Here is a 15012-nt window from a genome sequence, read left to right on the forward strand (position 1 = left end):
GGGATTACGGCTGCATAGCGTTGAGGTGCCGGATCCGGCTAACCGGACAGTTCACAGCATCGAACTGCCGGCGCGCCGCAGACGGTACTTCCCCCAGGGCCGGTTGCGCCGTGTGCGTGCCGGCCCGCCTCCATTGTGGCGGCCCGGTGCCCGGTCGCGCCGTTTTTTTTGTGCAGTGCAGATTGCACATTCGTGACACGCGGGGGAACTATGTTCGGAAGACGCGGCGCAGCATCGGCCGTGCGCGCCTGCGACGCACCGTCGTCGCACGTCGCGTCGGGTGCTGCACCACGGTGGTGCGCAATATCGCCCGGGCGTGCCTGGCGCGGCGCAAAAAGGGGGGATTATCGAGGGAGCCCGCAAGGCACGTTCCTTGCAACGCAGTCGTTACGCCGGTCCGGCATGCGCAATGCCGGGGAAAACGATCGATGGAGAAAAGATCGATGAAGCCATTCGATGAAATGCTGCAATCCGGCGACATGGTAAGGGCGCCTTACGCGCGCCTGAAGCAGTGGCTCGACACGCAGAATCCCGCGAGCCTCGCCCAGAAAGCCCACGACGCGGAAGGCGTGTTCCGCAAGACGGGCATCACGTTCGCCGTCTACGGCGACGCGGAGGCCGCCGAGCGGCTGATTCCGTTCGACATCGTCCCGCGCATCATCTCGGGCACGGAATGGAGCCGGCTGTCGCTCGGCATCGAGCAGCGCGTGATGGCGCTCAACGCGTTCCTCGACGACATCTACCATCGTCAGGAAATCGTGCGCGCCGGCATCGTGCCGAAGCACCTGATCGCGCACAACGAAGCGTTCATCCCGGAGATGATCGACTTCCGGCCGCCCGGCAACGTTTACACGCACATCATCGGCGTCGACATCGTGCGCACCGGCGAGAACGAGTTCTACGTGCTGGAAGACAACGCGCGCACGCCGTCCGGCGTGTCGTACATGCTGGAAAACCGCGAGACGATGATGCAGCTCTTCCCGGAGCTGTTCCAGCAGGTCAAGGTGCGCCCGGTCGAAACCTATCCGCAGATGCTGCGCCAGTCGCTCGCGGCCGTATGCCCGCCGGGCGGCAACGCCGACAACCCGACCGTCGCGGTGCTCACGCCGGGTATCCACAACTCCGCTTACTACGAACATTCGTTCCTCGCCGACCAGATGGGCGTGCATCTCGTCGAAGGCAGCGACCTGCAGGTGATCGACGGCCGCGTCGCGATGCGCACGACCGAAGGTTTCCAGCCGATCGACGTGCTGTACCGCCGCGTCGACGACGCGTTCCTCGATCCGCTCACGTTCCGCCCCGATTCGGTGCTCGGCGTCGCGGGGATCATGGACGTCTACCGCGCGGGCAACATCACGATCGCGAACGCGCCCGGCACCGGCATCGCCGACGACAAGGCGATCTACTCGTACATGCCGGAGATCGTCGAGTTCTACACGGGCCGCAAGGCGCTGCTGGAGAACGTGCCGACCTGGCGCTGCGGCGAGGCCGACAGCCTGAAGTACGTGCTCGACCATCTCGACGAACTGGTCGTGAAGGAAGTGCACGGCTCGGGCGGCTACGGGATGCTGGTCGGGCCGGCCGCGTCGAAAGCGGAGATCGAGGCGTTCGCCGCGAAGCTGCGCGCGCGCCCCGCGAACTACATCGCGCAACCGACGCTCGCGCTGTCCACGACGCCGATCCTGACCGACGCCGGCCTTGCGCCGCGCCACGTCGACCTGCGGCCGTTCGTGCTGGTGTCGGACCGGATCCGCATCACCCCGGGCGGGCTCACGCGGGTCGCGCTGAAGGAGGGATCGCTCGTCGTCAACTCGAGCCAGGGCGGCGGCACCAAGGACACCTGGGTGCTGGCCGACTGAGCCGGATGCTACCGCGCGCGCCGGAGCCGGCGCGCGAACCGAACGAAGACGGAGTGGACACGAGATGCTTCTGGGACGTACTGCAAGCGGTCTCTACTGGATGTACCGCTATATCGAGCGCGCGGAGAATATCGCGCGCATCGTCGATGCCGGGCTGCGGATGGCGCTCACGCGCACGTCCGACGCGCCGGCCGAATGGTCGTCGGTGCTCGTCAGCTCGGGCACGGATGAAGGCTACCGGCAGAAATACGACGCGTATGCGGCCGATACCGTGACCGACTACCTGCTGCGCGACCGCGACAACCCGTCGAGCGTGCTGTCGTGCATCGAGGCCGCGCGCTCGAATGCGCGGATGGTGCGCACGGCGCTCACGCGCGAGGCGTGGGAGAGCGTGAACGGCGCTTGGCTCGCGCTGCGCCGCGCGCTCGCGCAGCCGGTGCCGGAAAGCGAGCTGCCGGCCGTGCTCGACCAGGTGAAGCGCGAAACCGCGCTGATCCTCGGCAGCTTCTACAGCACGATGCTGCGCAACGAGATCTTCGATTTCGCGCAGATCGGCGCGTTCGTCGAGCGCGCCGACAACACCGCGCGGATCATCGACGTGAAATACCACCTGCTGCTGCCGTCGGTGTCGCACGTCGGCACGATCCTCGACAACTACCAGTGGGAGACGATCCTGCGCTGCGTCGCCGCGCATCGTTCGTACCGCTGGGTGTACGACGTGCAGTACAAGCCGATGAACATCGCCGACTACCTGATCCTGAACGGCCGCATGCCGCGTTCGCTGCGCTATTGCTACGGGCGCGTCGTGTCGAGCCTGAACCTGCTCGCAAAGGATTACGGCGTGACACACCCGTGTCACGACACGGCCACGAAGATCCTGCAGATGCTGTCCGATACGTCGGTCGAGCGGATCTTCAAGAGCGGCCTGCACGAATTCCTGACCGACTTCATCGGCCGCAACAACAGCCTCGGGATCGAAATCGCCCAGGCTTACAACTTCGACTGAGACTTGCCATGCGACTCGCCATTCGACACATCTCGCGTTATCAGTTCGACGATCAAGCCACCCATGCGCTGCAACGGCTGCGGCTGCGCCCGCAATCAGGCCCCGGGCAGACGGTGCGCGCGTGGCAGGTCACGATCGACGGCGTCGAGCCGTCGCTGTCGTACGCCGACGGGCTCGGCAACCGCATCGACCTCGTGCGGCACGAGCGCGGCGCGAAGGCCGAGATCGTCGTCATCGCGGCCGGCGTCGTCGAGACGCAGGACCGCGCCGGCATTCTCGGTAATCCTGAGGGCTATGCGCCGCCGTGGATCTTCGAACGCGAGACCGCGCTCACGAAGGCCGGCGACACCGTGCGCGAGCTCACGGACGCGCTGCCCATCGACCCGCGCGGCCTCGACGCATTGCACTGGCTGATGACGGAAGTGCACGACCGCATCGCGTATGCGCCGAACCTGGCCGCCGACGCGCCCGTCGACGCGGAAACCGCGCTGCAAAGCGGCGAGGGCACGAGCCGCGACCATGCGCATGCGTTCATCGCGGCCGCGCGCGTGCTGAAGATTCCCGCCCGCTATATCTCGGGCTACGTGCTCGCGGACAGCGCGATGCAGCGCATCGCCGACGCGAAACAGAACGTGGGTGACGACGAGCAGGAAGAAGCGCTCGCGCTGCAGAGCGGCGAGGGCATGCAGCAGGTGCTCGGCGCGTCGCACGCCGCGCAATCGCAGGGGCTGCCGCAGCCGGCGCTCGGTGTGCAGCCGCAAGCGGCCGGGCTGATGCAGCAGCCGGCCGGCCATGCGTGGGCCGAGGCCTATGTCGAAGGGCTCGGCTGGGTCGGGTTCGATCCGTTCATGAATCGCTGCCCGGACGAGCGCTACGTGCGCATCGCGGTCGGCCTCGACTATCGCGACGCGCAGCCGGTGACGGGGCTCGGCGCGACGACCGTCGGCGTCGAGATCAGCGTCGTGCAGACACCCGAGCTCGTCTGACCCGACGCGCGTTTTCGCCGAATCCGCCAGGCCGGGCCGCCGCGTCGCGTCACACGCGACGCGGCGCGCGGCCGGCCCAACCCGAACCGAGCTCCCATGTCCATCCACGTCGCGCTGCATCACACCACCCGCTATCGCTACGACCGGCTCGTCAACCTCGGCCCGCAGGTCGTGCGGCTGCGGCCCGCGCCGCACTGCCGGACGCCGATCCTCGCGTATTCGATGACGGTCGAGCCCGCGCAGCACTTCATCAACTGGCAGCAGGACCCGTTCTCGAACTATCTCGCGCGGCTCGTGTTTCCGGAGCGCACCGAGCACTTCGAGATCACGATCGATCTCGTCGCCGAGATGTCGGTGTACAACCCGTTCGACTTCTTTCTGGAGGCGAGCGCGGAGCAATACCCGTTCAGCTATGACGATGCACTGAAGACAGAGCTCGCGCCGTATCTCGTGTGCGACCCGCAGACGAGCGCGGCGCCGCTGTTCCGCGCGTACGTCGACGGCGTCGATCGCACGCCGGCCGGCACCGTGAACTTCCTCGTCGCGCTGAACCAGCAACTGCAGCGCGACATCGGCTATCTCGTGCGGATGGAGCCGGGCGTGCAGACGCCCGAGCAGACGCTCGAGCTGGCGTCCGGCTCGTGCCGCGACAGCGCGTGGCTGCTCGTGCAGCTGTGCCGCCATCTCGGCATCGCCGCGCGTTTCGTGTCGGGCTACCTGATCCAGCTCACGCCCGACGTGAAGTCGCTCGACGGCCCGAGCGGCACGTCGGTCGACTTCACCGACCTCCACGCATGGTGCGAGGTGTACCTGCCGGGCGCCGGCTGGATCGGCTTCGACCCGACTTCGGGCCTGCTCGCGGGCGAGGGCCACATTCCGCTGGCCTGCACGCCGCAGCCGACGAGCGCCGCGCCGGTCGAGGGGCTGATCGACGAGTGCGAGGTGTCGTTCGAGCACGAGATGACCGTGACGCGCGTGTACGAATCGCCGCGCGTGACGAAGCCGTATACGGATTCGCAGTGGGACGCCGTGCTGACGCTCGGTTCGCAGGTCGACGGCGCACTCGCGGCCGGCGACGTGCGGCTCACGCAGGGCGGCGAGCCGACCTTCGTGTCGATCGACGATCGCGACGGTGCCGAGTGGAACACCGACGCGCTCGGCCCGACCAAGCGCGGTTACGCGACCGAACTCGTGCAGCGGCTGCGCGCCGAGTACGGCGACGGCGGCTTCCTGCATTTCGGGCAGGGCAAGTGGTATCCGGGCGAGCAGCTGCCGCGCTGGGCGCTGTCGATCTTCTGGCGTGCCGACGGCCAGCCCGTGTGGCACGACCCGTCGCTGTTCGCCGACGAGCGCGAGCCGTCCGCGTATACGACCGACGACGCGAAGCGCTTCATCGATGCGCTGGCCGCGCGGCTGAACCTGACCGGCGAATTCATCCGGCCCGGCTACGAGGACGTCTGGTACTACCTGTGGCGCGAGCGCCGGCTGCCGGTCAACGTCGACCCGTTCGACTCGCGCCTCGACGACGAGCTCGAACGCGCGCGGCTGCGCAAGGTGTTCGAGCAGCAGCTCGACAGCGTGGTCGGCTACGTGCTGCCGGTCAAGCGCGTGGACACCGCGCCGGGCCTCGACGGGCCGCGCTGGCAGACGGGGCCGTGGTTCTTCCGCGACGAGCGGATGTACCTCGTGCCCGGCGATTCGCCGATGGGTTATCGGCTGCCGCTCGATTCGCTGCCGTGGGCCAGCCGCGCCGACTATCCGTATCTCGTCGAGCGCGATCCGTTCGCGCCGCGCGACGCGCTGCCTGAAGCCGCCGCGATCCGCGCGCGCTACGCGGGGCCGGCCGATGCGCCGCGCTACCTGTCCGGCGTGCATCGCGAGGCGTCCGCGCAGACCGTGATGCAGTGGCGCGACGACAGCCCGGCCGGGAACGATCGGCCTGCCGCGCGCGACCCGGGTCGCGTTCCCGAGCGCTTCGAATCGGCCGCGTGGATCACGCGCACCGCGCTGTGCGTCGAAGTGCGCAACGGCATCCTGTACCTGTTCATGCCGCCGCTTGCCGCGCTCGAGGATTATCTCGACCTGCTCGGCGCGATCGAGCTGACCGCGCACGCGCTGGGCGTGAAGCTCGTGCTGGAAGGCTATCCGCCGCCGCGCGACGCGCGGCTGAAGCTGCTGCAGGTGACGCCCGATCCCGGCGTGATCGAGGTGAACATCCACCCGGCCGCCAACTTCGACGAGCTCGTCGACCACACCGAATTCCTGTACGACGCCGCGTGGCAGTCGCGGCTGTGCAGCGAGAAATTCATGGTCGACGGCCGCCACGTCGGCACCGGCGGCGGCAACCACTTCGTGCTCGGCGGCGCGACGCCGGCCGACAGCCCGTTCCTGCGCCGCCCGGACCTGCTCGCGAGCCTGATCGCGTACTGGCACAACCATCCGTCGCTGTCCTACCTGTTCTCCGGGCTGTTCATCGGGCCGACGAGCCAGGCGCCGCGCGTCGACGAGGCGCGCAACGACCAGCTCTACGAGCTCGACATCGCGTTCGCCGAGATCCAGCGCAACAAGCTGCTGTTCGGGCAGGACATGCCGCCTTGGCTGGTCGACCGCGTGCTGCGCAACCTGCTGATCGACGTGACGGGCAACACGCACCGCAGCGAATTCTGTATCGACAAGCTGTATTCGCCCGACTCGTCGACCGGCCGGCTCGGCCTGCTCGAACTGCGCGCGTTCGAGATGCCGCCGCATGCACGGATGAGCATCGTGCAGCAATTGCTGCTGCGCGCGCTGGTCGCGCGTTTCTGGGCCGCGCCGTACACGACGCCGCTCACGCGCTGGGGCACCGCGCTGCACGACCGCTTCATGCTGCCCGAGTTTCTTCAGATGGATTTCGACGACGTGCTGGCCGAGCTGCGCGACGCCGGTTTCGCGTTCGATCCGGCGTGGTTCGCGCCGCACTTCGAATTCCGCTTCCCGCTGTTCGGCCAGATCGCGGTAAACGGCATGCAGCTGTCGCTGCGCGGCGCGCTGGAACCGTGGCACGTGATGGGCGAGGAGGGTGCGCCCGGCGGCACGGTGCGCTACGTCGATTCGTCGGTCGAACGGCTCGAAGTGCGCGTGACGGGGCTGAACGACAACCGCCACGTCGTGACCGTCAACGGCCGCGCGTTGCCGCTGCAGCCGACCGGCACCGTCGGCGAATATGTCGCGGGGGTGCGCTACAAGGCGTGGTCGCCGCCGTCCGCGCTGCATCCGACCATCGGCGTGCACGCGCCGCTCACGTTCGACATCGTCGATACGTGGCTGCAGCGCTCGCTCGGCGGCTGCCGCTACCACGTCGCGCATCCGGGCGGACGCAACTACGCGACGTTCCCGGTCAATGCCTACGAAGCGGAGAGCCGCCGGCTCGCACGCTTCGTCGAGATGGGGCATACGCCGGGGCGGATGGAGGTCGCGCCTGCCGCGCCGAGCCGCGAATTCCCGTTCACGCTCGACCTGCGGCGGCCGTGACCGGACGATGACGAGGCGGACGACGATGCGCGGTGTGCGGTCTCCCGGCAAATGGGGTGATGGCGGCCCCGCCGGAATGCTAGGATGCGGGCAGATTGCGGCCGCACGCCGCCGGCGCGGCGGTGCGCGTGCGCGGCCGCGCCCTGACGACGGAACGACACCGTGCCGCCCATAAACACCGACCATCTCGCCGCCCTCGACGCGATGCCCACGCTTTTCGATACCGGCGCGCAGCCGGATGCCGCGGAACTGGCCGCCGCGCTCGCGGCGCCGGCGGCCGCCGGCCGCTACGACGAACTGCGTGGCAGCGCGGCCGGCCTGAACGCGCCTGCGCTCGCGCCCGCGTGGCGCAGTTTCTTCACATCGATCGGCAGCGACGGCGTGGCCGACCTCGATCGCCGCGCCGACGCGCTGCACCGGCGCATGCGCGAGAACGGCCTGTTCTACCAGCTGCACGAGCAGCGCGCCGGCGACGGTGCGGCCGGCCCATGGTCGCTCGACCTGCTGCCGCTGATCGTCACGCCCGAGGACTGGGTCGCGATCGAGCGCGGTGTGCTCCAGCGCGTGCGGCTGCTCAATGCGACGCTGGCCGACCTGTACGGGCCGCAGACGATCCTCGAGCGCGGGCTGCTGCCGCCCGCGCTCGTCACCGGGCACCCCGGCTACCTGCGCGCGATGCGCGGCGCGAGCGTGCCGGGCGACACCTGGCTGCACGTGGTCGCGTTCGATCTCGCGCGTGGCCCGGACGGGCAGTGGCGGATCGTCGCGCAGCACACGCAGGGCGCGGCCGGCCTCGGTTACCTGCTCGAAAACCGGCTGATCGTGTCGCGGCTCTTTCCGCGCGGGTTTCGCGGGCTGCGCGTGCAGCGGCTCGCGTCCGCGTACCGCGCGCTGCTGCAGAGCATGCAGGCGCTCAGCCCGGCCCGCAAGAACTCGCGGATCGTGCTGCTGACGCCGGGGCCGCACAGCGCGACGTATTTCGAGCACGCGTATCTCGCGCGCTACCTCGGCCTCACGCTCGTCGAAGGCGGCGACCTGACCGCGCGCGACAACCGCGTATTCCTGAAGACGCTGAGCGGCCTCGAACCCGTGCACGGCATTCTGCGGCGTGTCGACGACGCGTGGCTCGATCCGCTCGAACTGCGGCCCGATTCGATGCTCGGCGTGCCGGGGCTGCTGCAGGCCGTGCGCGCGGGCAACGTGCTGCTCGCGAACGCGCCGGGCTCGGGCTTCCTCGAATCGCCGGCGATGCTCGGTTTCATGCCGCGTCTCGCGGAAGGGCTGCTCGGCGAAACGCTGACGCTGCCGGCCGTGCATTCGTGGTGGTGCGGCGAGGCGGCGGCCTGCGACGACGCGTTGCCGCAACTCGCGCGCGCCATCGTGAAGGCATCCTATCCACCCGACGTGCAGCCCGGCGGCCCGCTCGAGCCGGTGATCGGCGCGCGGCTCACGCAGGCGCAGCTGGCCGAATGGCGCGCACGCATCCTCGCGCGGCCCGAACACTACACGGTGCAGGCCGACCTGCCGCTGTCGCAGGCGCCGACCTGGCCGCGTCAGGACGCGCCCGACGGCCACGGCGGCGCGCGCATCGTGCCGAAGCCGGTGCTGCTGCGCGTCTTCGCGCTCGCCGACGGTGCGCAGCGCTGGCGGCTCCTGCCGGGCGGGCTGTCACGGGTCGGCACGCGCGACACGCTGTTCAATGCGCCGATGCCGCGCGGCGGCAGCACCGTCGATACATGGGTGATGACCGAAGGCATCGTCGACTCGACGACGCTGCTGCAGACGCATCTCGGCCCCGACGACCTCGTCGAACGGCCGCGCGCGATCGCGAGCCGCGCGGCCGAGAACCTGTTCTGGCTCGGCCGTTACACCGAGCGCGCGACCAACCTGATGCGGCTCGCGCGCGCGGCGCTCGAACGGCTGCGCGGCGAGGACGACGTCGACAGCCCCGCGCACCTGGAGCTGCTCGACACGCTGTGTCGCGACACGGGCCTGATCGCGGCCGATGCACCGAACGCCGTCGATGCGCCGCGTGCGTTCCAGCATGCGCTCGCGACGTCGCTGACGCGCGGCGCGGATCGCACGTCGGGCATTGCGTCGTGCCTGTTCGGGATGCGTGGCGCGGCTGCCGCGATCCGCGAACGGCTGTCGAGCGACCAGTGGCGCCTGATCGACGATGCGACCCAGCTGTTCGCGGACAGCGCGGGCCAGCCGGAAGCCGAGGAACAGATCGGCAACGACGCGCTGCAGTTGCTGGAGCGCCTCGGCCTGCTGCTCGGCGCGATCACGGGCGCGCAGACCGACAACATGACGCGCGACGACGGCTGGCGGCTGCTGTCGATCGGCCGGCAGATCGACCGGCTGGACTTCCTGTGCAGCGTGCTGAAGTGCGCGTTCGACGAAGGCGCGGTGCACCGGCAGGACGGCTTCGAGCTCGTGCTGGAGCTGTTCGACAGCACGATCACGTTCCGTTCGCGTTTCCAGCGCGGCTTCGATGTCGCGCCGCTGCTGTCGCTCGTCGTGCTCGATACCGACAATCCGCGCTCGCTCGGCTGGGTCGTGCAGGCGCTGCGGGGCCGGCTGACGAAGGTCGAGCGCAGCGAAGGTTATGCGCTGTCCGAACTGGCCGAGACGATTCCGGACGTGCCCGCGTGGTCGCTGCACGAGCTGTGCGAAACCACCGACGGTGGCCGGCACGGCGCGCTGCTCGAAGCGCTCGACACGACGGCGAAGGCGGTCTGGGAACTGTCGAACCGGATCGGCGAGCGCTATTTCAGCCACGTACGCGAGGCGGGCAGGACGTTATGGTGACGACGAAAGGCGCGGGGAAAGCCCCGCCGGGTTCCGGCGATGCCCGGAACGCATCGGCATCGGCATCGGCCGCGAAAGCAACGACCGCCGACGTCGCGCCGGGCCGCTTGCTGCGCGTCACGCACGACACCGAATACCGTTACGCGGCGCGCGTCGAATCGGCGCAGCACCAGGCACGGCTGCAACCGCTCGAGACGCCGCGCCAGCAAGTGCTGTCGTTCGCGCTCGACATCGATCCCGAGCCGGAATCGGTCTGTACCGAGATCGATGCATTCGGCAACGCGCGCGCATCGTTCGCGTTGAACTTGCCACATGACGCGCTGCTCGTGCGCAGCTGCAGCACGGTACGCGTGACGCCGCCCGTGTGGTCGCGCGGTGCGCGCGGCGCGCCGCCGCCCGCCATCGCGCATCCCGATGCGAAACAGGCGACTGCGTGGGAAGCCGTGCGCGACCGCCTGCGGTTTCGCGCAGGGCAGCCTTACGATGCCGCGAGCGAATTCGTGTTCACGTCGCCGCATGTCGCGTGCGACGCCGAACTCGCCGCGTATGCGGCTGCGAGCTTCACGCCGCAACGGCCGCTCGTGCAGGCTGCCTGGGACCTGATGCGGCGCGTGCATGCCGATTTCGCGTATACGCCGAACAGCACCGACATCACGACGTCGGCGCTCGACGCGCTGCACTTGCGCAAGGGCGTGTGCCAGGATTTCGCGCACGTGATGATCGGCGGGCTGCGCTCGCTCGGGCTGGCCGCGCGTTACGTGAGCGGCTACCTGCTGACGCAGCCGCCCCCCGGGCAGCCGCGGCTGATCGGCGCCGATGCGTCGCATGCGTGGGTCGAGGTGTACGACCCGGCATGGCCCGAGGACAACGGCTGGCTGCAACTCGATCCGACCAACGATCGCGCGCCGGGCGACGACTACGTGATGCTGTCGATCGGCCGCGACTACGCGGACGTGACGCCGTTGCGCGGTGTGATCCGTGGCGGCGGTGCGGATCAGGAGCTGAAGGTCGGCGTGACGGTGGAGCCGCTCGACACGCCGTAATGTCGCGCGATGCCGCGTGCCCGCGCGCATTGCGGTTTAAGTCTTCGTTAATACTGCACGCCTAGCATGGCCATGCCGGTGAACGGATCTGGCTTGATTCGGAAGCCGGCGGCACGCGCGGGTGCGTCGACGTCACGGCGCCGCACCGACGCGCCGCGCCATTCCCTTGCAACGGCGGCGGATCATGATCAAGACCTTCGACTACACGCTCGGCAGCGAGACGATTGCGCTTTGTGCGAGCTTCGGCGCGGGGCCGGCGTGGCGCCGCGTGCTCGTGAGCCGTGCGGATTCGATGGAGACGCTGGTGGTGCTCGACGCGCGCGGCCTGTCGGGCTTGCTGAAGGTGGCGACCGAAGCGCCGGAGGGGCTGCTCGACGACGCGATCCGCAAGGTCGGCGACGAGCAGCTCGTCGAGCGGGCGATCAGCGGCAGGGCGATCGTCGAAACCGCGCTGTGAACCCCCGGGCAGGATCAAGCTGCTGACGGCACATCCCGGCGACTTCCGGCGATCGTCGGCAACCGGCGGACATCATCGCGCGAGAAAGTCGAGAAGGACGGACGCAAGCTGTGCCGGCTGCTCTTCGGCGGGATAGTGGCCGGAGTCGCGCAGCACGATCCCGTGCACGTCGGATGCGACCTGCGCCATGGTGGCCTTTGATCCTTCTCCGTACCCGAATTCGCATCCGATGGCGAGGACAGGCATGTCGAGTTTCTTCGCGCCGAACGTCTTGTTGTCGTCGAGATCCACGAACAGGGTGCGGTAGTAGCTGAAGCTCGCACGAAGGGCGCCGGGCTGCGTGAGCGCGGTCGCGTAGACGTCGATGTCCGCTTCGGTGATGGACCCGGGATCGACGGTGCCTACCGTGTCGCGCCGGATGAAGTGACGCACGAACAGTGCTTCACGGCCGCGCACCAGCTCTTCCGAAATGTCCCCCGCCATATTGAAGCCGAAGTGCCAGCTGCCGCCCGTGGCCACGTTCATCGCCTTTTCCTGGCCGAAGCCCGGCAAGCCGCTCTCGATGAACACGAACCGCTCCGTGAGTTGCGGGTACAGCGCCGCGAACGCGTAGCCCACCTGGCCGCCCATGTCGTGTCCGACGATGCAGGCCTTTTCGATCTGCAGCGCATGCAGCAACGCGGCGATGTCGCCTGCGACGGTCTTCTTGTCATAGCCTGCCGCGGGCTTGCTGGAGTGGCCGAATCCGCGCAGGTCGGGGGCGATGACCATGCAGTGAGGCGAAAGCAACGGCACAAGCTTTCGCCACGCATGCGACGTTTGCGGCCAGCCGTGCAGCAGCACGACCGCCCGGCCGGCTCCGGCCACTTTCGTGTGAATGCGCAAGCCGTTCACGCGGACGGCAAGCGACTTGACCGCAGGGCCGTCGAGACGCTCGGAACGGGGTTCGGTCGGGGTCAACGCCATGAATCAGCCTTCGAAGTGGAAGAGTGGCCGGTGTGCGTGCCATCCGGCAAACCGCAGCGACTCGCGATGACGGAACGGCCTCCAACTTCCCGGTCGGCAGACATCCGGCTCGCGCAATGGCTGGAGGCTCGACGCGGATCAATCGGCGCGCGCGCGACGTTGCCCGATGGCGCGCCTTAGTTCGCGAACCGGTCCGTGGCCGCGATCAGCGCCTCCAGGATCCCCGGTTCGTTGTACGCATGCCCGGCGCCGGGCACGATCTCGAACGTCGCATCCGGCCAGGCCTTCGACAGCTCCCATGCGGTGCGAGCAGGCGTCGCGACGTCATAGCGGCCCTGCACGATCACGCCCGGAATGCCGGCGAGACGATGCGCGTCACGCAGCAGCTGGCCTTCCTCGACGAAACCCTGGTTCACGAAGTAATGATTCTCGATCCGCGCGAACGCGAGTGCGTAGTGGCCGTCCGCGAAGTGCGCGGCGAGTGCGGGGTCGGGCAGCAGCGTGATCGTGCGGCCTTCCCAGATGCTCCACGCGCGCGCGGCTTCGAGCTTCGCGGCTTCGTCGTTGCCGGTCAGCCGGCGATGGTAGGCGGCGATCAGGTCGCCGCGCTCGGCTTCGGGAATCGGTGCAAGGAAGGCTTCCCACAGGTCGGGGAACAGCCACGACGCGCCTTCCTGGTAGTACCACAGCACTTCCGCGCGGCGTATCGTGAAGATGCCGCGCACGACCAGCGCGCTCACGCGCTCCGGGTGCGTTTCCGCATACGCGATCGACAGCGTGCTGCCCCACGAGCCGCCGAACACGAGCCACTTTTCCGCGCCGACCATCTCGCGCAGGCGCTCGATATCGGCAACCAGATGCCACGTCGTGTTGTTCTCGAGGCTCGCATGCGGCGTCGAACGTCCGCAGCCGCGCTGGTCGAACAGCAGGATGTCGTAGCGCTCCGGATCGAACAGGCGGCGATGGTCGGCGCTGCAGCCGGCGCCGGGGCCGCCGTGCAGGAACACGGCGGGCTTGCCGGCGGGGTTGCCGCAGCGCTCCCAGTAGATGCGGTGGCCGTCGCCGGTGTCGAGATGGCCGTGGGCGTAGGGTTCGATCGGTGGGTACATGACGTTTCCTGATTGAAAGGTCGGTGGGGTGCCGGGCAACCGGTGCCGAAAGCAGTACGCCATTATGCCCAACTCGCCGAAATGGCGCGCTTCGGTTCCGGCATGCCGCACGATTGCCGTTCCTGTCGATCGGCATTGAAAAATCCGTAAAAAAACGCATCGCATCATTCACGCATTCCGATTCAATATGTCGTTGTGTTTCATGCGCGTGCCACGCATGAAATGCACTCATGACGCTGGCCATGCGTCGCGAATCAACGAGAAATCAAAATAATTCCGGGGATTGTGAATGGTTAGCGATTCTCTGACGAGGAAGGAGCGCGAGATCGTGTCGTTGATCGCGCGGGGGATGCGCTGTACGGAAATTGCCGAGGCATTGGGGGCCGCGCCGATGACGGTGCGCAAGCATCGCTCGAACATCGTGCGCAAGCTCGGGCTGACGGGCACCGCGCAACTCGTCTCGTATGCGGTCGAACACGCGCCGCCGCTCGCGGACGACCTCTCTCCTTGCGAAGATCGCCGCGCTCGGGCCGCGTGAGCGGGATGTGCTGCGCCTGATCGGTGCCGGTCTCGCGAGCAAGGAAATCGCAAGGTTGCTCGATGTCAGCCCGCGCACGGTCAGCAAGCATCGTGAAAACATCATGCACAAATTGTCCATTCACGAACTTGCCCGCCTGATGAAAATCGGCCGCGAATTGTGATTCCGGCGATTCGCTTTTCACTACGCAATCGGAGGTATTGAGCGGCATTCGCATTCGGCGCAATTTGAATGGCGGGCGGATATTGCGTTGCATTCGCCCGCGGACGGGAGAATGCGCGATATTCCGAGGGCGAATTCACCCGGTTTTCTTAATGAAAAGGAGTGAAAAATGGAAAGCGAAAATGTGATTATCTGGAAGGACGATCGCGCCACACAGGTCGAAGTGGCGCAACTCGTCAATCGATTCGCCGGGGAGATCCTGGTCGACGTCACCGACGCGCAGCAGGTCAAGGAGTGGACGAAGCTGCTCGAACCTCGGGCCGCCGACGATCACGCGGAAGGGGACACCGCGCTGTTCACCTGGCCGTTTCGTCCCGTGCCGAACGCCGCGATCTACGGCGGCGTGGTGGTCACGACCGTCAGCACGTTCGCGCTGCTGACCGGTTTCGCGATCTGGCGGCGCTACAGCGTGGATGCGGAGCTTTCCGCAAACCGCATGCGTTTCCGCCTGCGCCCGCCGCCGCGCCCGTAACCGCCGGCCCGGCCGCCGCCCGCCGAGGGCCGG

General features: G+C 68.1%; 12 protein-coding genes. 10 read left to right on the forward strand and 2 right to left on the reverse strand.

What is annotated here, in order from left to right; translation table 11 throughout:
- The first annotated feature begins 443 nt into the window (after positions 1-443).
- The 7 genes from ABY44_RS26160 (at position 444) to ABY44_RS26190 (ending at position 11672) form a co-directional block, all read left to right on the forward strand.
- Entirely contained in the window at positions 444-1859 is a 1416-nt protein-coding gene (locus ABY44_RS26160; protein ID WP_021162097.1) for a circularly permuted type 2 ATP-grasp protein, read from the forward strand.
- 64 nt (positions 1860-1923) lie between these two features.
- Positions 1924-2865: an alpha-E domain-containing protein gene (locus tag ABY44_RS26165; RefSeq protein ID WP_021162096.1), complete on the forward strand. Its 942-nt coding sequence runs from the start codon at positions 1924-1926 to the stop codon at positions 2863-2865.
- 8 nt (positions 2866-2873) lie between these two features.
- A complete protein-coding gene (locus ABY44_RS26170; RefSeq protein ID WP_060171225.1) occupies positions 2874-3851 on the forward strand; it encodes a transglutaminase family protein in 978 nt (325 codons plus the stop codon).
- A gap of 96 nt (positions 3852-3947) precedes the next feature.
- Positions 3948-7361, forward strand: coding sequence for a DUF2126 domain-containing protein (locus ABY44_RS26175; RefSeq protein ID WP_060171224.1), 3414 nt, complete (start codon positions 3948-3950; stop codon positions 7359-7361).
- 204 nt (positions 7362-7565) lie between these two features.
- Positions 7566-10172 (forward strand): circularly permuted type 2 ATP-grasp protein, encoded by a 2607-nt coding sequence (locus ABY44_RS26180; protein WP_060085090.1) that lies wholly within the window; start codon positions 7566-7568, stop codon positions 10170-10172.
- Positions 10166-11215 (forward strand): transglutaminase family protein, encoded by a 1050-nt coding sequence (locus ABY44_RS26185; RefSeq protein WP_060171222.1) that lies wholly within the window; start codon positions 10166-10168, stop codon positions 11213-11215. The genes ABY44_RS26180 and ABY44_RS26185 overlap by 7 nt, the downstream gene beginning before the upstream one ends.
- 184 nt (positions 11216-11399) lie before the next feature.
- The gene (locus tag ABY44_RS26190; protein WP_027791308.1) at positions 11400-11672 is read left to right on the forward strand and encodes a hypothetical protein; all 273 of its coding nucleotides are present in this window, start codon (positions 11400-11402) and stop codon (positions 11670-11672) included.
- A 72-nt stretch (positions 11673-11744) separates the two neighbouring features.
- On the opposite strand, the gene ABY44_RS26195 is transcribed toward ABY44_RS26190, so the two are convergent.
- Complete coding sequence (locus tag ABY44_RS26195; protein ID WP_081072565.1) at positions 11745-12638, reverse strand: alpha/beta fold hydrolase; 894 nt, start codon at positions 12636-12638, stop codon at positions 11745-11747.
- 176 nt (positions 12639-12814) lie between these two features.
- Complete coding sequence (pip, locus tag ABY44_RS26200; RefSeq protein ID WP_060171220.1) at positions 12815-13747, reverse strand: prolyl aminopeptidase; 933 nt, start codon at positions 13745-13747, stop codon at positions 12815-12817.
- Between the two features lie 289 nt (positions 13748-14036).
- Here pip and ABY44_RS26205 point away from each other — a divergent pair, with 289 nt between their 5' ends.
- The 3 genes from ABY44_RS26205 (at position 14037) to ABY44_RS26215 (ending at position 14979) form a co-directional block, all read left to right on the forward strand.
- On the forward strand, positions 14037-14285 hold the full coding sequence (locus ABY44_RS26205; RefSeq protein WP_060171218.1) for a response regulator transcription factor: 249 nt from the start codon (positions 14037-14039) through the stop codon (positions 14283-14285).
- Between the two features lie 7 nt (positions 14286-14292).
- Positions 14293-14448 carry a LuxR C-terminal-related transcriptional regulator gene (locus ABY44_RS26210; RefSeq protein ID WP_230942755.1) on the forward strand — a complete coding sequence of 52 codons (156 nt, stop codon included), beginning with the start codon at positions 14293-14295 and terminating at the stop codon, positions 14446-14448.
- Positions 14449-14616: 168 nt separating this feature from the next.
- Entirely contained in the window at positions 14617-14979 is a 363-nt protein-coding gene (locus ABY44_RS26215; protein WP_060171216.1) for a hypothetical protein, read from the forward strand.
- Positions 14980-15012 lie beyond the last annotated feature (33 nt).

It is taken from the genome of Burkholderia sp. ZZQ-2, assembly GCF_050768715.1.
Lineage (GTDB): Bacteria > Pseudomonadota > Gammaproteobacteria > Burkholderiales > Burkholderiaceae > Burkholderia > Burkholderia cepacia.